Raw genomic sequence first — 22,465 nt, 5'->3', positions numbered from 1 at the left:
TAAACAGTAGATTTGGTCGGAGTTTGATAAACTATATTTTTTGTAATACCACCTTGTAACTATGAAACCAGAACCACAAACAGAAGCAGAGCTATTGGAACGAGCGCATGATATGGCAGGACTCTGTTTTGCTGAGTTGGCCGCCGAGGCGAATATGATTGTTCCTGAAAACTTAAAACGTGATAAAGGTTGGGTGGGTCAATTACTCGAATGGCACTTGGGCGCTCCAGCTGGCAGTAAACCTCAACAAGATTTCGCAAAACTAGGGATCGAGTTGAAAAGTATTCCGATCAGTTACTCTGGCAAACCTTTAGAAACAACCTTTGTTTCTGTGGCGCCCCTCACTGGTGTTCATGGTCTTACATGGGAAACAAGTCATGTTCGAAACAAGCTATCTCGTGTCCTTTGGGTACCCGTAGAAGGAGAACGAGAAATCCCACTCCCTGAAAGACGTGTGGGCAGTCCACTCATTTGGTCACCAGATGAAGAAGAAGAACGGATTTTGCGAAATGACTGGGAAGAGTTAATGGAGATGATCGTCTTGGGAAGATTTGATCAAATTTCCGCCAGACACGGAGAAGCGCTGCATCTTCGCCCTAAAGCCGCAAATGCAAAAGCGCTCACCGAAGCATATAACTCAAATGGTAAGCCGATGAAAACTCTGCCCCGAGGCTTTTACCTTAGAACACAGTTTACTGAACAGATCTTACTCAAGCACTACATTAACACTCAACCAGAATAAAACTATATCAGCTATTTAGTGCGTCACGAGCGATAACTCAATATCGCAGTATGAGGCTGCCTCTTCAGTGCCACATTCGTCATACGCATTGCGCAGCCTTAAATACGCTTTATCGACCCCTAGCCTCAATAGTTCTTCTTTTACTAAGTCTAGAGAGCCAAAATGTATCGGGTCTTCACCGTCTTTAATCGGCTCAAGTTGATGCTTGTACTCCACAGCTAAAAGATAGTCAGAGACATCAGAACACCCAATCACAAATACTTTGGGAGTTTTATAAGTATCTTTATGTGGACCATGTAGCCACATGTCCAATTGATGCTTCTGCATAACATACCTCCTTCACACGATCATTTAAGTGTAGTTAGGCTAACTGTAGCTTTCGAGTTTGCTCTTCCTTTATACGTAAATCATTTGCGATTGCGGCTACAAATCCCCTATATTGGAGTCACTTATTTAGTCGGTAACTCTTCAAGGACGTGATATGCAATACACAAAACTACCGCACTCATCACTTGAGATCAGTAAAATCTGCCTCGGCACTATGACGTTTGGCGAGCAAAACACAGAAAAGGACGCCTTTGAACAGCTCGACTTTGCCCTCGATCATGGGGTGAACTTCATCGATACCGCAGAGATGTACCCTGTACCGCCAAACTCGGAAACACAAGGGCTCACCGAGCAATACATCGGTAATTGGTTAGCAAAAAGCGGCAAAAGAGAGAAAGTAGTACTGGCAACAAAAGTGGCAGGCCCTCGCAATGTTCCTCACATCAGAGACAACATGAGCCTTAATCGTCGCCACATCCATACAGCAATTGATGACAGCCTTAATCGTCTACAAACCGATTATGTCGATTTGTACCAACTACATTGGCCGCAGCGTCAAACCAACTGCTTTGGTCAACTCAACTACCCATACCCTGACAAACAAGAAGAAGTCACGTTAATTGAAACGTTGGAAGCGCTTACTGAATTAGTGAATGCAGGTAAAGTGCGCTATATCGGCGTATCCAACGAGACGCCGTGGGGTGTGATGTCGCTATTGCGTTTGGCAGAAAAACACGATTTGCCAAGAATTGTCTCCATTCAAAACCCATATAACTTATTGAACCGCAGCTTCGAAGTTGGCTTGTCTGAAATCAGCCATTACGAAGGCGTTCAGTTACTTGCCTACTCTCCTTTGGCATTTGGCTGCCTGAGTGGTAAATACCTAAACGGGGCAAAACCTGAAGGCGCTCGATGCACTAAGTGGGAGCGTTTTGCGCGCTACTTCACTCCGCAAGGTGTTAAAGCGACCGAAGCTTACGTCAATTTAGCTCAAGAGCATGGCCTAAACCCTGCACAAATGGCGCTCGCGTTTGTCAATCAGCGTCCATTTGTTGCTTCTAACATTATCGGAGCAACAAACCTAGACCAATTAAAAGCCAATATCGACAGTATTGATTTGCAACTTAGCGACGAACTACTTACTGAAATTCAAGCAATAGGTACAACTTACTCGAATCCTTGCCCTTAACAGTACCACCTTCAAACGAAAACAGCTGATCTTCAAGATCAGCTGTTTATCCAATGAAGTCATACTTCATATAAAAAGTTAAGCGTGTTGAATGACTCGTTAGCAACTCAGTCAGCCCAACACGCTAACGATTACGTCATTATTCGCGACGTTAAGACTCGACGAAGGTGACGAACTCGACGTTCAACTTTTACTGCATCCGGAACATTGGCACGTGTAGAACGACCATCGCGATCTAAACCAATATCCCTCAATAGATGAACATTCGTCCATGGAATATCATGAGCAGTTCGGCGTATGGTACGCTGCCATTGCTTTTCTTCGCGTTTAAGGTCTGCTTTCAATAGCAAAGTGGCCAATTGTAAGTAAATAGAGTGACGCATAATATTTTCTCCGATTATCGATGTATTCGACTGGGAAAAATAATGCGTAAAATGAACAGAAATATTCTGTTGATACTAAGCCGCTACTTTCCCGCAGCCTAGTAATAAATATGATAGGTTACGGATTAATTTTTATCTTGTGAGCCAGTGGTATTGGTATCATCCGATTTAAGGGTTATCGGAGCGATAGGCATACGATCAGCGCAAGCAGTGGTGTTAACAACGTAATGTTTCATCTTGCGCCTCCTAGCTAAAAATTAATCCGTTTATGAAAGGTATAACTCATTGAGTTACGGTTAAATTGTAAGCTTTGATGAATATATATCAAACATTTTTTGCCTTTTTGATTAAAAACAAATCAATACACCGCAATTTAGTTTCATATACTTTTATGTATAACATATTCACCTGAGGAATATATAAATTTGCGGATTTTATAAATCAAACCAAACAAAAATAAAAAGAGCGGCTCTGTGGCCACTCTCTTTTATTGTATTTATTCGCCTATTTAACACAGGGAAAGGCCAACTACATGGCTTGTTCGGAAATCAAGTTATGTTTATTAAGTAGTCGATACATGGTTGCACGCGAAACTCCGAGCTCTTTCGCCGCATTTGAAACTTGACCAGAATGAGATTCCAAAACAACCAGCAACGCATCACGTTCACTCTTCTCTCGGATTGATTTCAAGCTGCGCTTTGAGTCATTACGTTGAGGTAAATCTAAGTGATGATCTTCAATCATTACGCTGTCGGACATTAATACCGCTCGCTTCACTTGGTTCATCAGCTCACGCACATTTCCAGGCCAGAAATAACGTGTCAGTGCCTTGAATGCATCCTCAGAAAAGCTTTTTGCTTGCGAGTTGTACTCTTTTGAGAACTCTTGTAAGTAGAAACGAGCCAGCAATGCGATGTCACTCGCACGTTCTTTCAAGCTAGGGACATTGATGCGCAGAACGTTGATGTAATGGTAAAGCTCTTCATTGAAGTCACCGTCAATCAAAGCTTTTTCAACATCCGACGAGTTAGCAGCAAGAATACGCACGTTAACCGCTTTTACGCCATCTTTGGTATCAATGGTGCCTTCTTGCAAGAATCTCAGCAGATTCATTTGCTGCTCTTTTGAAATGGTAAGAATGTCATTAAACAACACGGTGCCACCATCTGCTTGTTCAAGCAGGCATGCTTCCATATCTTCATCGGCGTTAATACCAAATACTTCAGCTTGGAAACGTTGTTCATTGAGTGCGCGACAGTTAATTGCCATAAACGGTTTATGAGAGCGTGAAGAGACTTTATGGATGGCCCTAGCAACCGCCTCTTTACCAGTCCCACTTTCCCCAGAAATCAGAATGCTGACGTCCGTTGGACCAATGCGCTTCACTTGATCGCGTAAACGTTTCATCGGGATAGATTCACCGATCAAACCCATATCTAAACTGCTACCAAAACTAGGCCAAACTTTTTTCTCCAATTTAAGCATGCCAAGCTGGTGACCTATTGTGCTTAATAACTGTGCATCTGGGATCGGCGCTGTGAAAAAATCGATACAAAAGTTAACAATGAACTGGCATATGGTGTCAGTGCCAAGCTGAGATTCACGAATAAACGCTAACCAACGTACGTGTTTGTGAGAGCTGACTAAGTTCGCCAAACCATTCAAGCTGAACTCGTCATGGCTGAGATCAACAATACCGATACATGGACCAATATCTTCTAACAGCGTATTAGCTTTGCGTAAGTCACCTACTTGATGACACTTCCAGCCCACTTGCTCCAGTACCGATAACCAAGGCTCATAAGTACCGCCAACTACCACAAGCGATCCCGGGATGGAATCCATCTTAAACTGCCCAGCCATTCTCTAACCCTTTTTCATTGTTAATAGAAATTTTGTGCCACAAACTTATCTTTGCGAGCGGGTAACATTATCGAGACTCCGCCCCCTCACGTCTGTCTCAGTATTAAGACTATGCAATAGATTGAGATTTGGCGAATGTTTATTTGCATATCCCATTAAAAGGCAAGTGCAACAACTTGAATTACCTTAACTAAAAGGCAAAAAAAAACCACCCGAAGGTGGTTTTTTTACTCATCCTATCGAATTACGCTTGCGGGCGCATTGCAGGGAATAAGATCACGTCACGGATAGTGTGCGTGTTAGTCAGTAGCATAACCAAACGGTCGATACCGATACCTTGGCCTGCTGTTGGCGGTAGGCCGTGCTCTAGAGCAGTGATGTAGTCTGCATCGTAGAACATTGCTTCGTCGTCACCAGACTCTTTCGCTTCAACCTGTGCTTTAAAGCGTGCATCTTGGTCTTCAGCATCGTTAAGCTCTGAGAAACCGTTCGCTACTTCACGGCCACCGATAAAGAACTCAAAGCGGTCTGTAAAGAACGGGTTATCATCGCTACGACGAGCCAACGGAGAAATATCTGCTGGGTAACCAGTGATGAACGTAGGCTGCATTAGCTTAGGTTCTGCTGTTTCACCAAAGATCTCTTCAAGAAGCTGACCGCATGTCCAGAAAGGTTCTACTTCAACGTGAACAGATTTCGCGATAGAAACCATTAGATCACGGTTTTGTAGGTCTTCTTCTGTTAGCGCTTGGATTTGCGCGTGGTCTGGGTTGTAGTGCTTGATTGCTTCGAACATGCTCATACGAGTGTAAGTACCACCAAACTCAACCGTTTCATCACCGTAAGGCATTGACGTTGAACCTAGAACTTCTTGCGCCACTGAGCTTAGTAGTTCTTCAGTTAGGTCCATCAGATCTTTGTAGTCTGCGTACGCCATGTAGAATTCCATCATTGTGAATTCTGGGTTGTGGCGTGGAGAAAGGCCTTCGTTACGGAAGTTACGGTTGATTTCGAATACGCGATCAAAACCACCAACAACTAGACGCTTCAGGTATAGCTCTGGCGCGATACGTAGGTACATTGGCATGTCTAGTGCGTTGTGGTGCGTGATGAATGGACGCGCACTCGCACCGCCAGGGATAACGTGCATCATTGGCGTTTCAACTTCCATGAACTGCTTAGAGATCATGAAGTTGCGGATTGCAGACATTACTTTAGAACGTACTACGAACGCTTGACGAGAGTCTTCGTTAACGATCAGGTCAACGTAACGTTGGCGGTAACGCATCTCTTGGTCAGTTAGACCGTGGAACTTTTCTGGAAGTGGACGTAGTGCTTTGGTTAGCAACTCGTACTCTTCCATGTTCACGTATAGGTCACCCTTACCAGACTTATGAAGTGCACCTTTAACACCGATGATGTCACCGATATCTAGACCTTGGTATTTTTCTTTAAGTACTTTTTGAACCGCTTTGTCAGCATAAGCTTGGATACGGCCAGAAGTTTCTTGAATTACCAAGAATGGACCACGTTTAGCCATGATACGGCCAGCGATTGCTACTACGTGGTTAAGCTCTTCTAGCTCTTCCTTCGTCTTTTCACCGAACTCTTTCTGAAGGTCGCCCGCTAGTGCGTCACGACGGAAGTCGTTTGGATGGCCGTTCGCTTTGCAGCTCTTTCGGATTGCATCCAGTTTAGCGCGGCGTTCAGCAATCAGCTTATTTTCTTCTAGTACAGTTTCGTTTTGAACAGCATCAGTCATTTTCGATGTATCCTGTTTTTGTCGGTGAAAAGCTTTATAGACCTGATTTCAGGCTAGCTTCAATAAATTTGTCCAGATCGCCATCAAGAACCGCTTGAGTATTACGGTTTTCAATGCCCGTACGGAGGTCCTTAATACGTGAGTCATCCAATACGTAAGAACGGATCTGGCTACCCCAGCCAATGTCAGACTTAGCGTCTTCATTAGCTTGTTTTTCCGCATTTTGCTTTTGCAATTCAAGCTCAAATAGCTTCGCTCGAAGCTGTTTCATTGCCTGATCTTTGTTCTTATGTTGAGAACGGTCATTCTGACACTGAACCACTGTGTTCGTAGGTACGTGCGTAATACGTACCGCAGATTCTGTGGTGTTTACGTGCTGACCACCTGCGCCTGACGCACGGTAAACGTCAATACGTAGGTCGGAAGGATTAATGTCGATGTCGATGTTTTCATCAATCTCTGGATAGATGAACGCAGAAGCAAATGACGTATGGCGACGACCGCCTGAATCGAACGGAGATTTACGAACAAGACGATGGACGCCCGTTTCAGTGCGTAACCAACCGTACGCATACTCACCAGAGATGCGAACTGTTGCCGACTTAAGACCCGCGACTTCACCTTCAGAGACTTCAATCACTTCAGCTTTGAAGCCCTTCGCTTCTGCCCAACGTAGGTACATACGCAGCAGCATGTTAGTCCAGTCTTGTGCTTCTGTACCACCAGAACCTGCTTGCAAATCGATGTAACAATCAGAGCTATCGTGGTCGCCAGAGAACATACGACGGAATTCAAGCTTTTCTAGCTTCTCTTCCAACTCAGCAAGTTCTGGTTCAATTTCGTCAAATGTTTCTTGATCTTCTTCTTCTACAGCCAGCTCAAGAAGACCTTCTACATCTTCCACACCTTGCTCTAGTTGATCAATGGTTTCAACAACCGCTTCTAGTGATGCACGCTCTTTACCCAGTGCTTGCGCACGCTCAGGTTCGTTCCATACATCTGGTTGTTCAAGTTCTGCGTTGACTTCTTCTAGACGCTCTTTCTTCGCGTCATAGTCAAAGATACCCCCTCAGGACATTTGTGCGCTGAGACACGTCCTGCAGACGGTTTTTAATTGGATTGATTTCAAACATGTTTACTCAACATTTTAGAATAGAATTTAACCGAGAAATTCTACTGAAAAATGTGACCGAGATACAGGAAAATTTCGGATGAGAAATCAGATTGCGGTGAGAGAGAGCACGGTCATAAAATTTTACGCCCACTTAGGGGCAACCGTACTCTATAAGAAAGGTTAATCTAGGTATTACTTAGCTTCGATATGGTCGATCATCAATTGCAATGATTGATTACCACGAAATTCATTCACATCCAGCTTATACGCGAGACGTACTGTTTTAACCGATGCATCTGGCCATCGGCGTAGATCAACATTGAATGCAATGCCGTCGATCATCACATTGGTAGGGTGACCTTTATAAAGCGGCTCTAACATCAATTTAAGATGCTTCTCACCCACCAGCTTTTGATGCAGTACTTTAAACTCACCATCAAAGATTGGTTCAGGGAAGGCTTGTCCAAAAGGGCCACCCGATCGCAGCTGTTCAGCAACATGCATAGAGAACTCTTCCGGCTTAAGTTCACCATCTGACATGATCACGCCTTTTAGCGCCGCTTCATCGAGTTCCTTTTTTACCACTTCATCAAACAAACGACTGAAACGCTCAAAATCCTGCTCTTTAATCGTTAAGCCTGCTGCCATGGCGTGTCCACCAAACTTGATGATCAAACCCGGGTTTTGTGTGTCGATGAAATCCAACGCATCGCGCATGTGTAGCCCCGGAATAGAACGACACGAGCCTTTAATCGTCCCTTCTCCGCCATCAGCAAATGCAATGACTGGACGGTGAAACTTCTCTTTAATGCGCGAAGCCAAAATACCAATCACACCTTGGTGCCAATCACGCTGGAATAAGGCTAAGCCATAAGGAAGCTCATTGCCTTCACCAAACTGAAGGCGCTCACAGAAAGCCATCGCTTCTTGCTTCATGCCTTCTTCAATCTCTTTACGAGTTTGGTTCAAGCCATCCAATTCACTTGCCATGCGACGAGCAGCGTGGATGTTGTTACACATCAATAGTTCAACACCGAAAGACATGTCATCAAGACGACCTGCAGCGTTAATACGTGGACCTAAAGCAAAGCCAAAGTCAGACGCAACTAAACGACGCGCATCGCGCTTCGCGACCTCAATTAATGCTTGGATGCCGGGACGCGCTTTGCCAGCACGAATACGTTGCAAGCCTTGGTGTACAAGAATGCGGTTGTTTTCATCCAATGGAACGACGTCGGCGACGGTACCCAGTGCAACAAGGTCAATCAGTTCCATCAATTTGGGCTCTTGCATCCCCTGTTCTGCAAACCAATTGTGTTTTCGCATATGAACGCATAGTGCCATCATAAGATAAAACGCGACCCCTACACCCGCAAGCGCTTTAGATGGAAAGCTACAGCTCTCAAGGTTTGGGTTCACCATTGCATCCACATCAGGCAACACTTGTCCTGGCAAGTGGTGATCGGTAACAAGCACAGTAATGCCATTTTCTTTTGCGTAACGCACGCCTTCGATTGATGAGACGCCGTTATCCACCGTCATGATCATCTCAGCGCCAAGCTCTAAGGCTTGGTCAACGACTTCTGGGCTTAACCCATAACCGTCTTCAAAACGATTTGGCACTAGGTAATCCACATTGTGACTACCAAGCATACGCAGCGCGAGCACTGATAATGCTGAGCTTGTCGCGCCATCAGCGTCAAAATCACCGACAACGATGATGCGTTTTTGTTCTTTTATCGCCTGAAACAAAAGATCGACAGCTTGCTCAATCCCCCCGAGTTTTTGATATGAATGCAACCCACGGGCCGACGTTTCTAATTGTGAAAGATCCGTTATCCCACGGTTGATGTAGATACGTTTAAGAATCGGAGGAATGGAATCAGGAAGAAGGGAAAGATCAGGTTCAGGACGTCGTTGAATTTCTATCATGCTTAAAAGAGCCGACAACTTTGCCGGCTCTGCTCCTAATGGATTATAGTTGCTTTAAACGTTTCAATAGCTCTGCAGGTGGTAGGTAGCCACCAACCATTTCGCCATTCGGTAAGAAGATTGCTGGCGTACCAGAAATACCCAATTGGCGACCTAGATTGTAATGCGCCTGGATGGTTTCTTTACACTGTTTCAAGTCTTTCGCAGGGTTATCAAATGTACGATTCACTTTCGCGTTGTGCATTGCCGACGCCGGATCTTCAGCACACCAAATCGTTGCCATTTGCTCCGCTACAGGGCCAGTTGCACCTTGGCGAGGGTAAGCCATGTAACGCACTGTAATACCTAGATCATTATAGCCTTGCATTTGGCTATGCAGACGCACACAGTAACCACAGGTGATATCGGTGAATACGGTCACAACGTACTTTTCATCGTCGGCTTTGTATTCGATCATGCTATCGGAGAACTGCGCAATTTTCTCGGCGTTAAGCGGCGCTTGACGCTCTGCTATGACATCTTTGTAACTGCCATCATCATTAATGGCATAAAGCGTACCGGCGATAAAATGGCTACCATCATTTGAAGCAAACAGGATCCCGCCATTGGTTTGAATTTCCAATAAGCCAGCGACGTCTGATGGTTGAATATCAACGATAGATAAACCAAGCTTTGAGAACTTAGTTTTTAATGCTGCTTCATCAAAGCCGCTTTGTGCAGCTGGCGCCACTTGTTGCGCAGGAGTCTCCGTTTGAGCCTGACTTTCTTCTGCACCACAAGCGGTAACAAAAAATGGTAAAGTCAGCAGAGTTAGTCGGCGTAATACGCTCATGAAATTCACCTTAATGTAAAATCGTTTTTCCAAGAAGACATGGATGAATCTAACCATTGTTATGCTCTTGGGTGGTGTTGACTGTGGATCTGCTTCAATCGTTCAGTCGCCACGTGAGTATAAATTTGCGTGGTCGATAAGTCACTATGTCCTAAAAGCATCTGTACGACCCTGAGATCTGCGCCATAGTTCAATAAATGCGTGGCAAAGGCATGACGCAGTACGTGCGGCGACAGCTGATCCGTGTCAATCCCTGCTATCAAAGCATAGTACTTAATACGGTGCCAAAACGTCTGACGAGTCATTTGTCTTGCGCGTTTACTAGGAAAAACAATATCAGATGATGTATCACCAAGTAACGCAGGGCGCCCTTGTTGAATGAACGTCTCGATCCAATCGACCGCGTTTTCCCCCATAGGAACCAGGCGTTCTTTACCACCTTTACCAGTCACGCGCACCACCCCTTGGCGCAAGCTAACATTTTCCATGGTCAAACTGACGAGCTCTGTCACACGCAACCCTGTCGCGTAGAGTAGCTCTAGCATCGCTTTATCGCGCAATTCTATAGGGTCATTCGGGTCTGGCGCTTCGAGCAACGCGTCCACTTGCTCTTCACTAATATCTTTGGGTAAACGTTGTGGCAGTTTAGGGCTAACCAAGAGCGCACTCGGGTCATCAGCACGCACCTTCTCACGATGCAGGTATTGAAATAAACGACGAATAGCCGACAACATACGCGCACGGGACGTCTGTTTGTAATCTAAGTCTACAAGGTGGCTTTGATATTCTTGCAAGCCAGACAAACTGATAAAATCAAGACGGTATCGATGTTTTTCCATCCACACGAGCAGCTTCATTAAATCGTTTCGGTAGGAAGCCAACGTGTTCTCTGATAGACCACGCTCCATCCACATCGCATCTAAGAATTGCTCAACAAGCGAAAAATCTTGTTGATTGACAGGCTGTTGTGCCGTCATGAATGCTTCCTTATCTGTTTATATTTACAGTATTTAGATTAAAGCACCTGCCAATCCAATACCATAAAAAATCATCCCACATAGGATATTCGCTGCAATCTTCCTCAATTTATGGTTAGAATCTTCCACAACAGCAACACAAATAACGACGAATATAATGAAAATCGGACTCTTTTACGGCTCAACGACCTGCTACACAGAAATGGCAGCAGAGAAAATTCGTACCCTTATTGGTGAAGACCTTGTCGACATTCACAATGTGAAAGAGACACCGTTATCACTAATGGCGGACTACGACTTATTACTCCTTGGCATCTCAACTTGGGATTTTGGTGAAATTCAAGAAGATTGGAACGCGATTTGGCAAGACATCGCGACCACACCACTGAAAGGCAAAGTTGTAGCGCTGTTTGGTCTGGGTGACCAAGAAGGTTACGGAGAGTGGTATTTAGATGCGATGGGCTTACTTCACGATGAATTACAAGCCACAGGCGCAACCTTTATCGGTTACTGGCCAAATGAAGGCTACGAATTTGAAGCATCGAAAGCACTGATCGAAGATGGCAGCAAGTTTGTTGGACTTGCGTTAGATGAAGACTCACAGTACGAACTGAGTGATGAACGCATCGAAAAATGGTGTGAACAAGTTCTTGTGGAATTCCACGACACGCTTTAATAGCGCAAACACGTCATCATTAAAAAGTAAAAAGCCCGATGAAGTAATTCATCGGGCTTTTTATTATCTTGATAACGCGAAGTGATTACGCGGTTTCTTGTGCTAGTTCTGGGCGAGGTTTCGCGATGAAGAACATGCACACGATAGCCGCAAATGTTGGAAGCACCCAACCCATGCCGACTTCGAATAGTGGCAACATGTTAAACGCAGAAACATCAATACCCGATACTTTTGCCGCATCAACCAACGCAAACAACAGAGATACAAGCAGTACCGCGCGGTAAGCAAAACGTGGATTTGGCAGTTTGCTGCGCACAAATGTTAGTGCAACCAACGCAATCGCCACAGGGTACAGCGCAAACAATACTGGCACTGACAGAGAAATCAGCTGTGCAAGACCAACGTTTGCAACCAATGCACAAACAGAACCATTAATCAGTACCCATTGCTTGTATGACAGTGGTGTTTTCGAGCTGAAGAAATCTGAACACGCAGAAATCAAGCCAATCGCGGTTGTCAGACACGCTAGCAATACGATGACAGACAGAACGATTTGACCGTATGGACCAAACAACGCTTGAACGTATTGGCTAAGCACTAGGCCACCATTATCAGCACCAGCAGCAACCGTTGCACTCGTCGCACCTAAGTAAAATAGTGAGATGTAAACAAACGCAAGACCAGCAGCAGCAATACAACCTGCATAGATCAGATATTTAGTAGTTGCAGAGCGCTCAGTAATGCCTTTACCGCGCAGTGCATCAACCATCAGCATACCAAACATCAATGACGCGAACGTATCCATTGTGTTGTAGCCTTCTAAGAAGCCTTTGGTCAGAGGCTGCGTTAGGTATTCACCGTGCGCGCCAATCATATCGCCCTGAGGATCAAGGAAGACAGCGACAGCAAGAATGATCAAACCAACGAACAATGCTGGTGTCAGTACTTTACCGATAAGATCGATCAAACGGCCTTGGAACCATGAGAACATCATCGCCGCAATAAAGAAGATCACTGAAAATGCAGTGAGATGCGTTTGTGACGCTTCAAGGAAGAAAGGTTTCACCGCCATCTCGTAAGCCACTAGGCCAGTACGAGGCGCAGCAAACGCAGGACCGATGATGATGAAGATCAACGCAGCCATAATAACCGCTGCTTTTTTCGGAAGATCTTGCGTTAAGTGATCCCAAGAACCACCAGCAACAGCAATAGCAACGATAGTAATAAGAGGTAGACCTACCGCTGTCAGCAAGAAACCAAACATAGCTGGCATTAAGTTTTCACCCGCTAACTGACCCGCTAGAGGTGGAAAGATAATATTGCCCGCACCTAAAAAGAACGCAAATAGCATAAAGCCTACTGCGATAATATCTGTTAGTTTTAACGTCTGCTTCACAGATAACCCTTGTCTTTTAATTAATGAATGTTGTGTATGCTTAGACCACTTTTTGTATACCTAAAGTCAATAAGTACACGTGGTTCAATCTATAAAATTTTCGCCGCATAATGACGAAAGACTCATCATTTGGCAACCTTTAAGAAAAAAACACCATATTAATTTAGTTTTCAAACTTAAAAGCAGTGGATATAACCAGATCCAAATAACAGACCAGTTCTTTATCTCGATCAATTAACAATACAATTTAATAACCAACAAAACAACAATCTATACAATTAATAAACAATAGAGTAATCCACTTAATTATTGAGCAAATATAAAACAATCATGAAGAACAAAAAACTGAAAACTAAAGGTTTCAATTTTAAGCAATTTTGTATTGAGGGCGGCGAGAGTGGTATGCCAGTCAGCACAGATGGGGTAATGCTTGGTGCTTGGATTCAAAGCCCTAACGACGCTAAAATTCTCGATATTGGCACTGGCACTGGCCTGCTTGCCCTGATGTGTGCTCAACGCTTTACGGAAGCTCAAATAACCGCGGTCGATATCGAATTAACAGCCGTTGCTGCCGCGCAAAAAAATATGGCCCAGTCTCCTTGGTCAGATCGTGTAAGTGTGCATCACACCGACATACTGCACTTTACGCCGACACATTCATTCCAACGCATCATTTGTAACCCGCCCTACTTCAACAGCGGCGAGCAATCGAAACACAGTCAACGTGCAACCGCGAGGCACACTGATACGCTAGGCCATAACGCATTGCTACAGCGTTGCTATCATTTGCTTGATGACGAAGGGAGAGCTAGTTTTGTGTTGCCAATCACCGAAGGCGAGCAGTTCATTGAGCTAGCATTAAACCAAGGTTGGTATCTATCGAGGATCTGTCGTGTGCAACCATCAGAAAAGAAACCAGTACACCGATTGTTATTTGAACTGTCAAAACGACCTTGCGATTTGCAGACGTCACATTTAATTATCCGTTCAAATGACGGCTATAGTGATGATTTCATCCAGTTAACCCGCGAGTTTTATCTTAAGATGTGAAATAACATGTGATCCTTATCACCAATCACTTTATAATGTGCGACCTTTTTGTATTCTATGCTGTTGTGGCGAACCATTAACCAAGCTTTGCTTGTGGAGAACTCATTGTGATCAGAACCTTTGCTGAACTTGATCTAGACCAAAACCTACTTGAAGCCATTGAAGAGATGGGTTACGAACGCCCAACAAAAATTCAGGCAGAAGCGATTCCACAAGCGTTGGACGGTCGTGACATTCTAGCGTCAGCGCCAACAGGAACTGGTAAAACGGCCGCCTTCGTCCTGCCAGCATTGCAATACTTGCAAGACTTCCCTCGTCGTAAGCCTGGGCCTGCGCGTATTTTGATCCTAACGCCTACTCGCGAACTGGCGATGCAAATTGCCGATCAAGCACGTGCTTTGGCAAAAAATACCAAACTCAACATTTTCACCATCACTGGTGGTGTTCAGTACCAAGAGCACGCCGACATCCTTGCAACAACGCAAGACATTGTGGTTGCGACACCTGGCCGTTTAAAAGAATACATTGATGCAGAACGTTTTGATTGTCGTGCAATCGAATGGTTAATCCTTGATGAAGCAGACCGTATGCTAGATATGGGTTTTGCTCCTACTGTCGATCGTCTATCTAACGAATGTCGCTGGCGTAAGCAAACCCTTCTGTTCTCAGCAACGTTAGAAGGGAAAGGCGTAGAAGGCTTTACCGCTGATCTGTTGAATGACCCAGCAGAGATCGATGCAAAATCGCCGCTGCGTGAGCGTAAGAAAATTGCTCAGTGGTACCACCGAGCTGATGATGCTGAACACAAACTGGAATTACTAAAACACATTATTACTCAGCAAGCTGAGCGCACTATCGTCTTTTTAAAGACTCGTGAGCGTTTGGCTGAGCTACGAGCGCAGCTTGAAAGCGCACAGATTCCATGTTCTTGGATTCAAGGTGAAATGCCGCAAGATCGTCGTAACAATGCGATTTCTCGCTTCCGCGATGGAACTGTGAACGTGCTGCTCGCGACGGACGTTGCTGCGCGTGGTATCGATCTTCCGGATGTATCACACGTTATCAACTACGACATGCCGCGCACGGCTGATGTTTACCTTCACCGTATCGGCCGTACCGCTCGCGCAGGTAAGAAAGGTAACGCTATCTCAATCGTAGAAGCACACGACCAACCAATGATGGATCGCGTTGCACGTTACGTGAAAGAAGACATCAAAGAGCGTTTCGTGAAAGAGATGCGTCCTAAACACAAAAAGCCAGTGTTTAAGAAGAAAAAGAAAAAAGACGACAAGAAAAAAGTAGCGAAAAAGAAAACCGCTAAGAAGAAGTAATCTTGTTGGGGCGAAGTAGCTCAAGCTAAAAAACAAAGGGTTGGCAATGCCAACCCTTTTTCGTTTGTGCTGATAGAGATTAACGTAGACTACGTCTCAATCAGCTTTATTTTTGCTCTTCGCGTTTAAATACTAACTCTGTTGGCGTCGATTCATCTTCCACAAAGTAGTAACCCGCCGTATCAAACTTAGTCAGGTCTGCCACGCTCTCAACACGGTTTTCAATGATGTAACGCGCCATCATACCGCGCGCTTTCTTCGCGTAAAAACTGATGACCTTGTATTGACCATTCTTACAATCTTTGAATACTGGCGTGATCACTTGCGCATCTAAATTCTTTGGCTTAACCGCTTTAAAGTATTCATTTGATGCAAGGTTGATAAGAACATTATCACCTTGAGCAGAAATCGCTTCGTTAAGCTTGTCCGTAATTACATTGCCCCAAAACTGGTACAAGTTCGTACCCTTGTCGTTTGCAAGCTTGGTACCCATTTCAAGACGGTATGGCTGCATCAAATCAAGTGGTTTTAGTAAACCATAAAGACCCGATAGCATACGCAGATGATCTTGAGCATATTCAAAGTCCGCTTCAGATAAACTTTCGGCGTCTAGCCCTGTGTAAACGTCACCTTTAAATGCAAGAATGGCTTGTCGTGAGTTTTCCGTGGTAAACGTTTCACTCCACTCTTGGAATCGGCCCACATTTAAATCGGCAATCTTGTCGCTCACTTTCATTAAAGAGGCAACATCAGCAGGAGTCAGTTTGCGGCAAACATCGATAAGCTCTTTTGAGTATTCGACCAACTCAGGTTGAGTAAATTTTTCTGTCGCTAACGGAGACTCGTAATCAAGAGTCTTCGCTGGAGAAACTACGATAAGCATGACTTTCCCTTCTCTAATTTTGTTTTTAATAGGGTACAAAAAAAGCCATGCATTGTCTGCATGGCTTTTTACATCGTACTAATAGCTTTCAACTATGAGTGATAGCTCACTTAGTCTTTTTTATCGTTGTACCAAATGCCTTCTTCAAGCTGAGATTTCAGCTCTGGGAAATCATTCGCATCAAATGTTGGCACTTTGCCTTCACCAAGCTGGCGATTGTAATCTTTGGCCAGTTTAATCACGATGCCAGATAGCAAGATGATCGCCACCAAGTTGACTATCGCCATCAGACCCATAGAGACATCAGCAAGCGACCATACGACTGGTAACGAAGCTAGTGCACCAAACATCACCATACCAAGAACAATAACGCGGAAAATGCTTAAGCCCGCTTTATGATTGTGCTCTAGGAAGATTAAGTTCGTTTCAGCATACGAGTAGTTTGCAATGATTGAAGTAAACGCAAAGAAGAAGATTGCCACAGCAACAAAGATGCCGCCCCAATCGCCAACTTGTGAGCTCAATGCACGCTGAGTTAGCTCGATACCCGTCACTTCTGTTGCTTGACCGACATACTCACCAGACATCAGGATGATAGCCACTGTTGCAGAACAGATAACGATCGTATCCATGAACACGCCTAGCATCTGTACGTAACCTTGAGACGCTGGGTGTGGTGGGTAAGGTGTTGCTGAAGCTGCCGCGTTAGGTGCAGAACCCATACCTGCTTCATTCGAGAATAGACCGCGCTTGATACCGTTAATCATTGCCTGTGCAATTGCGTAGCCAAGACCACCTGCTGCTGCTTCTTGCAGACCAAATGCACTCTTAAAGATAAGCATCAATACATCAGGTAATTTCTCTAGGTTAGAGAACATGATGAACAGCGCTAGGGCTAGATAAAGTAGTGCCATGATCGGAACGATCATCTCAGCAACTCTTGCGATACGCTTGATGCCACCGAAAATAACAATTGCAGACAGTAAAACAACGGCAATACCGACATACAGGTTATTCCAACCGAATGCGTTGCTCATTGCATTGGCAATTGAGTTAGCTTGTACGGCGTTGAATACCAAACCAAAAGCGATGATTAGGAAAACTGAGAACAACACGCCCATCCAACGCATGCCCAGGCCTTTTTCCATGTAGTAGGCAGGGCCACCACGGTAGTTGCCATCATCATCTTTGGTTTTGTATAGCTGCGCCAGTGTGCTCTCAGCAAACGATGTTGCCATACCAAGCATTGCAATCAGCCACATCCAGAAGATCGCACCAGGACCACCCGCAGTCAATGCAACTGCAACGCCCGCCATGTTACCTGTACCAACACGTGCAGCAAGACTAGTACAAAGCGCTTGGAAAGAGGAAATACCAGCTTTGTCTGCTTTACGGCTGTTCTTAAGAACAGAGAACATGTGGCCGAAATGGCGGAACTGAATGAACCCTAATCGAACGGTGAAGTAAATACCAACACCAACAAGAAGATAAACCAGAATCGAGCCCCAGAGGAGATCGTTCATCAAATTGATTAAGTCTGTCATGTGTACCTCAAAGTGAGTTGCGCCAGTCTATGCGTCCTAGCCATCCACCAAATTGCCTGCTAAGTGTCAAAGTGTGCTTAGCTTTTTAAGTAATGTTTATGGGCAATCTAGAATCGTAAACGTCGCTTCATGCATCCATTTTACGTACCAGCGTATTTTTTGACGGGCGGATAATGCAACCTAGGAGCGCAAAAATCAATATGCAACAACATGAATAACATTGTTATTTTTCACTATAAAGTCACCAAAAAATAACATAAATAGAAGACTTAACACTCAAACTGCGCAACATTTCAATTACCAAACACCAACATAAATAATTATTCCTCATTAAATGGAATGGTAAACCGTATAAACAAGAACAAGCTAGTATTCACAAGGTGTTACATAAATTTACGCTAGTGACTTACCATCTAATTGAACACTATTTCATCAAACTGATTTTATGCAACTTTAACCTTTGCGCAGTACACCCATTCATCAAATCGAATTAACATAGAAAATCTCTCTATTTAATCGTTTTCTTGAGATCGTTTGTGCATTTTTTATCCACATCGTTGCAATAAAAAGTGTGATTTTGAGAATATTTTTGCACGAAAATGTCATGCTACCGACACAAATGCGAAATATATCATGGTTATTCTCACGGCTATTGTGGTACTTAAAAAACTCCACAAGGACTGGTTACAACAGTTTAGCTTAAGAAAGGTAAAGGTGGCTTATGGAAGGCTTTCAACTAGATGACATTTTTAATCTGGATACTACCTCAACAACCAAATCTCGTGCCAAACCAGTAAAGCGAAAGTGGCGTGAAATAGAAGAGATGAACGACAGACGCAATTTGCTTAAAGAGCTGCGCGAACTTGATGTCTGTACCGATTATAACTTGGAAGACATTAAACTCTAATTCAAACAAAAGGCACCTTACGGGTGCCTTTTGTTTTTTGTTTACAGTGACCGTAAACACCGTGAGTTTATGTACCAAGGTTTAAGTATGAATACCATTATTACTCAATGAGAATCTTCCGTACTTTTTGCCGAAAAATATGCACACGAGATGTTCGGTTGATTCCCAATAAATAAGAAATGTATCTCACAAACCCGAGATACGACTTTCGCTCGCTCAGGTTTCATCACTCAGGCTTAAACATACTCAGTATCACTTTGACGAACACGTTCGGCCAACTGCTTATAACGATCAGCAATCGTATCACCAAACACAGGGTCATCCTCACTAACGCTCCATAAGCTCTCGACATGCTGCCAATCTTCTGTGGTAAATAACTCTTCAATGAGAGGCAAAATTTTTCGCTCTTCTAGCTCCAAGTGGTGCCTTTGCGATTCTATGAAATCTTCTAGGTGAGCGACAAACATGTCTTGTGGCACAACAGCATCCTGAAGGATCATCTCTATCACGGATGAAAACTCTCTGGTTTTACTCGCTAACTCTAGATGTTCTTTCTCTAAATTTTCCATGGTTTGTTGCTTACCATAGTGTTCAAGAAAGTGGTGATAGAGGATATCTTCTTTCGGGTGGTGTACTTTCTCCGAATGATTAGAGAGGTAATCAACAATCTCGCTTACTAACGCATAGTTGATTACACGTTCTTTTTTTATCTCATTAAGCTTATGGCGCAGTATCGCCAACAGACGAACCATATAACCATGTTCTCGTCGAATTCTTTCGATCATCATAGCGTCTCTCCTTAACACCTACTTTTAGTAAGTGTACATGAGAAATTTACTATCAGCCTCGAGCGTGCTCAAAAAAACAGCGATCATAGCATCCATGATCGCTGTCTCTTCATTTATACCGTTAATGGCAAATGCCAGTTAATTGGTGCTTTTTCTTGTGATGTAAGCAACTGGTTTGCTTGAGAGAAATGCTTACAACCGAAAAAGCCTCGATGTGCCGATAACGGCGATGGATGCGGTGCTGCCAAGACATGGTGTTTATTGCGATCGATAAAACGACCTTTCTTCTGTGCATGTGAACCCCACAGCAGGAACACTACACCTTCTTGATGCTGATTAATGGCTTCAATCACTCGATCAGTAAACGTTTCCCAACCTGTCTTTGAATGTGAATGCGCTTTACCTTGCTCCACCGTTAATACCGTATTGAGTAACAATACGCCTTGTTCAGCCCAGCTTTGCAAAAAACCATGCTGAGGGATTTGGAAACCTTCAATATCTTGCGCCAGCTCTTTATACATATTAACCAGTGACGGTGGCGTTTTAATGCCAGGAAGTACAGAGAAACACAGGCCATGCGCCTGATTTGGGCCGTGGTATGGGTCTTGTCCTAGAATCACGACCTTAACGTCTTTGAACTCGGTAAAACGAAACGCGTTAAAGACATCTTTTGCGGGAGGAAAAATAGCTTTGCCTGCGGCGCGTTCGGCTTCAACAAAATTTAAGGTGTCTACAAAGTAGCTCTGCTTTTTCTCTTCGCCGATCACATCGTGCCAAGTGGGTGACTGATTCATGGAAAGTTCCTGTCCTAAATTTTGCTTCTATTCTAACGAGCGAAACTCAAACAAACAAAAACTTACCACGAACTTGAGACAAGTAATAAAAGACTAATGCTTCTGTGGCGTTCGAAAATGCCCCTGTCCGGTAATGTGACGATTAGGCATCGGTAAGCGAAGCACACGACGAGTGTAAGTATAAGGAGTAAAAGAGAATGGTCGAGACATGTTGGCATCCTTCTTTGCTAATTCAGAGATTGATGTTCAATGACTAAGAAAGAAAGGTGCCAACTTTGTGGTTACGCCATTAACTGGCAATAGCCGCTAAATGGAATTGACGCAACGTGTTGATCTCTTGCAGCCAAATATCTGGATCAATTGTTTCTAAAATCAGAGGGATACCATCAAAACGAGGGTCTTTCGCGATGTACTCAAAGCAATCCCACCCGATCTCTCCTTTACCTAGAGAATGGTGGCGATCTACTTTGCTGGCAAACTCTACTTTTGAATCATTTAGATGCATTGCTCTTAAATAGTGCATACCTACAATACGGTCGAACTCTGCAAAGGTGCGCTCGCAATCTTCTTTTGTACGTAAGTCATAACCAGCAGTAAAGGTATGGCAGGTATCAATACAAACGCCGACACGATCTTTATCTTCCACTTGCTCGATGATTTCAGCAAGGTGCTCAAACTTCCAGCCTAAGTTAGTGCCTTGACCTGCCGTATTCTCGATAACAGCGATCACATTCGGCACCGCTTTATGCGCAAGATTGATCGACTCGGCGATCGTCGCGAGGCACTCCTGTTCAGAGACTTTCTTTAGGTGACTACCCGGGTGGAAGTTAAGCAAAGTCAGCCCCAACTGATTACAACGCTCCATTTCATCAATAAATGCCGCGCGGGATTTATTCAGCTTTTCTTCTTCCGGCGCACCCAAGTTAATCAGATAAGAATCATGGGGAAGAATATGTTCTGCTCCGAAACCCAGCATTTTACAGTTCGCTTTAAACGCACTGATGGTTTTTGCTTCTAAAGGCTTCGCCACCCACTGGCGTTGGTTTTTTGTAAATAGTGCGAATGCATTCGCGCCAATTTCACGAGCTCTCAACGGAGCTTGATCGACCCCACCAGCAGCAGAGACATGTGCACCAATGAGTTTATTCCCAAGCTTGTTTTTCATGTTTGTCATTTAATCACTTTAGACTTTCAGTATTGCTACCTAAATACAGATAGTTGCGTTAACCAGTTTAAACTTTAATCTCAATTTGTAGTAAATTTACAACAAAACTAGTTATTAAATATTTTTTATATTATCAAATAAATTGTAATTAGTTTGTTTTCAAAGGTTTTATTGATTTAACTCAATAAAATTACCTTAATAAAAATGATGTTTTTGGTTGTTTTTTGACTTAAATCAATATTAAAATAGTGGATATTAGCTATATAATACTCAGCTCAACGAAAATTCGAAAATTAACACCAATAATCACCACGTAAGTGGTCTAGGAGATAGTGATGATCCAAGGTATCCAAATTACAAAAGCGGCAAACGACGACCTACTAAACTCTATCTGGCTATTAGATAGCGAAAAAAATGAAGCTCGTTGTGTTGCTGCAACTGCTGGCTACGAAGCAGACCAAGTTATCGCAATCAGCGACCTAGGTGAATACGAAAGCCGTGAAGTTGCAATCGAAACTGCTCCTCGTATCGAAGGCGGCCAACACCTAAACGTGAACGTGCTTAAACGCGAAACACTAGAAGATGCAGTTGCACACCCAGAGAAATACCCACAACTAACTATTCGTGTTTCTGGTTACGCAGTACGTTTTAACTCGCTAACTCCAGAGCAACAACGTGATGTAATCGCTCGTACTTTTACTGAGACTCTATAATCTCTCAGTAAACTAGCTCGCTAGAATTTAAAAAGCTTGGTCAGCAATGACCAAGCTTTTTTTGTTTCAGAATCCTTCTAACCCCTTTCTATAGTGG

21 protein-coding genes are annotated in these 22,465 nt (G+C 43.9%); 7 read left to right on the top strand and 14 right to left on the bottom strand.

Annotated features, from left to right (window positions below):
- Window positions 1–61: 61 nt before the first annotated feature.
- Window positions 62–742, top strand: coding sequence for a DNA mismatch repair endonuclease MutH (gene mutH / locus R7Z10_RS17115; protein WP_005385968.1), 681 nt, complete (start codon window positions 62–64; stop codon window positions 740–742).
- A 15-nt stretch (window positions 743–757) separates the two neighbouring features.
- Here the strand turns inward: mutH and R7Z10_RS17110 are convergent, their stop codons facing one another.
- Window positions 758–1,069: a DUF6482 family protein gene (locus tag R7Z10_RS17110; protein WP_005381772.1), complete on the bottom strand. Its 312-nt coding sequence runs from the start codon at window positions 1,067–1,069 to the stop codon at window positions 758–760.
- Window positions 1,070–1,223: 154 nt separating this feature from the next.
- Between R7Z10_RS17110 and R7Z10_RS17105 the strand changes: the two genes are divergently transcribed.
- Complete coding sequence (locus tag R7Z10_RS17105; protein WP_005381774.1) at window positions 1,224–2,258, top strand: NADP(H)-dependent aldo-keto reductase; 1,035 nt, start codon at window positions 1,224–1,226, stop codon at window positions 2,256–2,258.
- A 131-nt stretch (window positions 2,259–2,389) separates the two neighbouring features.
- Here the strand turns inward: R7Z10_RS17105 and R7Z10_RS17100 are convergent, their stop codons facing one another.
- The 7 genes from R7Z10_RS17100 to xerD all read right to left on the bottom strand — a co-directional run bounded on the left by R7Z10_RS17100 (window position 2,390) and on the right by xerD (window position 11,121).
- Window positions 2,390–2,641 carry a hypothetical protein gene (locus R7Z10_RS17100; protein WP_005381776.1) on the bottom strand — a complete coding sequence of 84 codons (252 nt, stop codon included), beginning with the start codon at window positions 2,639–2,641 and terminating at the stop codon, window positions 2,390–2,392.
- Window positions 2,642–3,169: 528 nt separating this feature from the next.
- On the bottom strand, window positions 3,170–4,504 hold the full coding sequence (gene vpsR / locus R7Z10_RS17095; RefSeq protein WP_005385970.1) for a cyclic-di-GMP-binding transcriptional regulator VpsR: 1,335 nt from the start codon (window positions 4,502–4,504) through the stop codon (window positions 3,170–3,172).
- Window positions 4,505–4,748: 244 nt separating this feature from the next.
- Window positions 4,749–6,266, bottom strand: coding sequence for a lysine--tRNA ligase (gene lysS / locus R7Z10_RS17090; RefSeq protein WP_005382861.1), 1,518 nt, complete (start codon window positions 6,264–6,266; stop codon window positions 4,749–4,751).
- 34 nt (window positions 6,267–6,300) lie between these two features.
- A protein-coding gene (gene prfB / locus R7Z10_RS17085; protein ID WP_100068604.1) for a peptide chain release factor 2 occupies window positions 6,301–7,399 on the bottom strand; the annotation gives its coding sequence in 2 pieces (ribosomal slippage) (window positions 6,301–7,323 and window positions 7,325–7,399; 1,098 coding nt in all).
- Between the two features lie 173 nt (window positions 7,400–7,572).
- Window positions 7,573–9,312, bottom strand: coding sequence for a single-stranded-DNA-specific exonuclease RecJ (gene recJ, locus R7Z10_RS17080; protein ID WP_017821504.1), 1,740 nt, complete (start codon window positions 9,310–9,312; stop codon window positions 7,573–7,575).
- 43 nt (window positions 9,313–9,355) lie between these two features.
- Entirely contained in the window at window positions 9,356–10,144 is a 789-nt protein-coding gene (gene dsbC, locus R7Z10_RS17075; protein WP_005381786.1) for a bifunctional protein-disulfide isomerase/oxidoreductase DsbC, read from the bottom strand.
- A gap of 59 nt (window positions 10,145–10,203) precedes the next feature.
- Window positions 10,204–11,121 carry a site-specific tyrosine recombinase XerD gene (gene xerD / locus R7Z10_RS17070; protein WP_005381788.1) on the bottom strand — a complete coding sequence of 306 codons (918 nt, stop codon included), beginning with the start codon at window positions 11,119–11,121 and terminating at the stop codon, window positions 10,204–10,206.
- 157 nt (window positions 11,122–11,278) lie between these two features.
- On the opposite strand from xerD, the gene fldB reads away from it, so the two are divergent.
- Window positions 11,279–11,797: a flavodoxin FldB gene (fldB, locus tag R7Z10_RS17065; protein WP_005381790.1), complete on the top strand. Its 519-nt coding sequence runs from the start codon at window positions 11,279–11,281 to the stop codon at window positions 11,795–11,797.
- Between the two features lie 85 nt (window positions 11,798–11,882).
- Here the strand turns inward: fldB and brnQ are convergent, their stop codons facing one another.
- Window positions 11,883–13,193: a branched-chain amino acid transport system II carrier protein gene (brnQ, locus tag R7Z10_RS17060; protein WP_005382851.1), complete on the bottom strand. Its 1,311-nt coding sequence runs from the start codon at window positions 13,191–13,193 to the stop codon at window positions 11,883–11,885.
- Window positions 13,194–13,523: 330 nt separating this feature from the next.
- Between brnQ and R7Z10_RS17055 the strand changes: the two genes are divergently transcribed.
- Both R7Z10_RS17055 and srmB read left to right on the top strand, forming a co-directional pair.
- Window positions 13,524–14,243, top strand: a complete 720-nt coding sequence (locus tag R7Z10_RS17055) for a tRNA1(Val) (adenine(37)-N6)-methyltransferase (RefSeq protein WP_104978805.1) — start codon at window positions 13,524–13,526, stop codon at window positions 14,241–14,243.
- A gap of 107 nt (window positions 14,244–14,350) precedes the next feature.
- Complete coding sequence (gene srmB, locus R7Z10_RS17050) at window positions 14,351–15,574, top strand: ATP-dependent RNA helicase SrmB (protein WP_005381797.1); 1,224 nt, start codon at window positions 14,351–14,353, stop codon at window positions 15,572–15,574.
- Window positions 15,575–15,680: 106 nt separating this feature from the next.
- On the opposite strand, the gene yaaA is transcribed toward srmB, so the two are convergent.
- Together yaaA and R7Z10_RS17040 are read right to left on the bottom strand one after the other, a co-directional pair.
- A complete protein-coding gene (gene yaaA, locus R7Z10_RS17045) occupies window positions 15,681–16,457 on the bottom strand; it encodes a peroxide stress protein YaaA (protein WP_005382848.1) in 777 nt (258 codons plus the stop codon).
- A gap of 110 nt (window positions 16,458–16,567) precedes the next feature.
- Window positions 16,568–18,001 (bottom strand): sodium:alanine symporter family protein, encoded by a 1,434-nt coding sequence (locus tag R7Z10_RS17040; RefSeq protein ID WP_005381800.1) that lies wholly within the window; start codon window positions 17,999–18,001, stop codon window positions 16,568–16,570.
- 721 nt (window positions 18,002–18,722) lie between these two features.
- Between R7Z10_RS17040 and R7Z10_RS17035 the strand changes: the two genes are divergently transcribed.
- Window positions 18,723–18,908, top strand: a complete 186-nt coding sequence (locus R7Z10_RS17035; RefSeq protein ID WP_005381805.1) for a DUF3545 family protein — start codon at window positions 18,723–18,725, stop codon at window positions 18,906–18,908.
- Window positions 18,909–19,144: 236 nt separating this feature from the next.
- Here the strand turns inward: R7Z10_RS17035 and R7Z10_RS17030 are convergent, their stop codons facing one another.
- The 3 genes from R7Z10_RS17030 to nfo form a co-directional block, all read right to left on the bottom strand.
- Window positions 19,145–19,696: a hemerythrin domain-containing protein gene (locus R7Z10_RS17030; RefSeq protein ID WP_005381807.1), complete on the bottom strand. Its 552-nt coding sequence runs from the start codon at window positions 19,694–19,696 to the stop codon at window positions 19,145–19,147.
- Between the two features lie 113 nt (window positions 19,697–19,809).
- On the bottom strand, window positions 19,810–20,490 hold the full coding sequence (gene ung / locus R7Z10_RS17025) for a uracil-DNA glycosylase (RefSeq protein WP_005382846.1): 681 nt from the start codon (window positions 20,488–20,490) through the stop codon (window positions 19,810–19,812).
- Between the two features lie 289 nt (window positions 20,491–20,779).
- Entirely contained in the window at window positions 20,780–21,664 is an 885-nt protein-coding gene (gene nfo / locus R7Z10_RS17020) for a deoxyribonuclease IV (RefSeq protein WP_318105365.1), read from the bottom strand.
- 326 nt (window positions 21,665–21,990) lie between these two features.
- Between nfo and grcA the strand changes: the two genes are divergently transcribed.
- On the top strand, window positions 21,991–22,368 hold the full coding sequence (grcA, locus tag R7Z10_RS17015) for an autonomous glycyl radical cofactor GrcA (protein ID WP_005381814.1): 378 nt from the start codon (window positions 21,991–21,993) through the stop codon (window positions 22,366–22,368).
- Window positions 22,369–22,465 lie beyond the last annotated feature (97 nt).

Origin of the sequence: Vibrio sp. Vb1018 (assembly GCF_033338775.1) — a bacterium.
Taxonomy (GTDB): Bacteria; Pseudomonadota; Gammaproteobacteria; order Enterobacterales; family Vibrionaceae; genus Vibrio; species Vibrio alginolyticus.
Note: the sequence above shows the minus strand (reverse complement) of the source record. Positions and strands in the feature narration are given on the sequence as shown.

Bases quoted from the DNA above. Each gene is read 5' to 3' on its own strand.
- mutH (WP_005385968.1), top strand. From the start codon at position 62: ATGAAACCAGAACCACAAACAGAAGCAGAGCTATTGGAACGAGCGCAT.
- R7Z10_RS17110 (WP_005381772.1), bottom strand. From the start codon at position 1,069: ATGCAGAAGCATCAATTGGACATGTGGCTACATGGTCCACATAAAGAT.
- R7Z10_RS17105 (WP_005381774.1), top strand. From the start codon at position 1,224: ATGCAATACACAAAACTACCGCACTCATCACTTGAGATCAGTAAAATC.
- R7Z10_RS17100 (WP_005381776.1), bottom strand. From the start codon at position 2,641: ATGCGTCACTCTATTTACTTACAATTGGCCACTTTGCTATTGAAAGCA.
- vpsR (WP_005385970.1), bottom strand. From the start codon at position 4,504: ATGGCTGGGCAGTTTAAGATGGATTCCATCCCGGGATCGCTTGTGGTA.
- lysS (WP_005382861.1), bottom strand. From the start codon at position 6,266: ATGACTGATGCTGTTCAAAACGAAACTGTACTAGAAGAAAATAAGCTG.
- recJ (WP_017821504.1), bottom strand. From the start codon at position 9,312: ATGATAGAAATTCAACGACGTCCTGAACCTGATCTTTCCCTTCTTCCT.
- dsbC (WP_005381786.1), bottom strand. From the start codon at position 10,144: ATGAGCGTATTACGCCGACTAACTCTGCTGACTTTACCATTTTTTGTT.
- xerD (WP_005381788.1), bottom strand. From the start codon at position 11,121: ATGACGGCACAACAGCCTGTCAATCAACAAGATTTTTCGCTTGTTGAG.
- fldB (WP_005381790.1), top strand. From the start codon at position 11,279: ATGAAAATCGGACTCTTTTACGGCTCAACGACCTGCTACACAGAAATG.
- R7Z10_RS17055 (WP_104978805.1), top strand. From the start codon at position 13,524: ATGAAGAACAAAAAACTGAAAACTAAAGGTTTCAATTTTAAGCAATTT.
- yaaA (WP_005382848.1), bottom strand. From the start codon at position 16,457: ATGCTTATCGTAGTTTCTCCAGCGAAGACTCTTGATTACGAGTCTCCG.
- R7Z10_RS17040 (WP_005381800.1), bottom strand. From the start codon at position 18,001: ATGACAGACTTAATCAATTTGATGAACGATCTCCTCTGGGGCTCGATT.
- R7Z10_RS17035 (WP_005381805.1), top strand. From the start codon at position 18,723: ATGGAAGGCTTTCAACTAGATGACATTTTTAATCTGGATACTACCTCA.
- R7Z10_RS17030 (WP_005381807.1), bottom strand. From the start codon at position 19,696: ATGATGATCGAAAGAATTCGACGAGAACATGGTTATATGGTTCGTCTG.
- ung (WP_005382846.1), bottom strand. From the start codon at position 20,490: ATGAATCAGTCACCCACTTGGCACGATGTGATCGGCGAAGAGAAAAAG.
- nfo (WP_318105365.1), bottom strand. From the start codon at position 21,664: ATGACAAACATGAAAAACAAGCTTGGGAATAAACTCATTGGTGCACAT.
- grcA (WP_005381814.1), top strand. From the start codon at position 21,991: ATGATCCAAGGTATCCAAATTACAAAAGCGGCAAACGACGACCTACTA.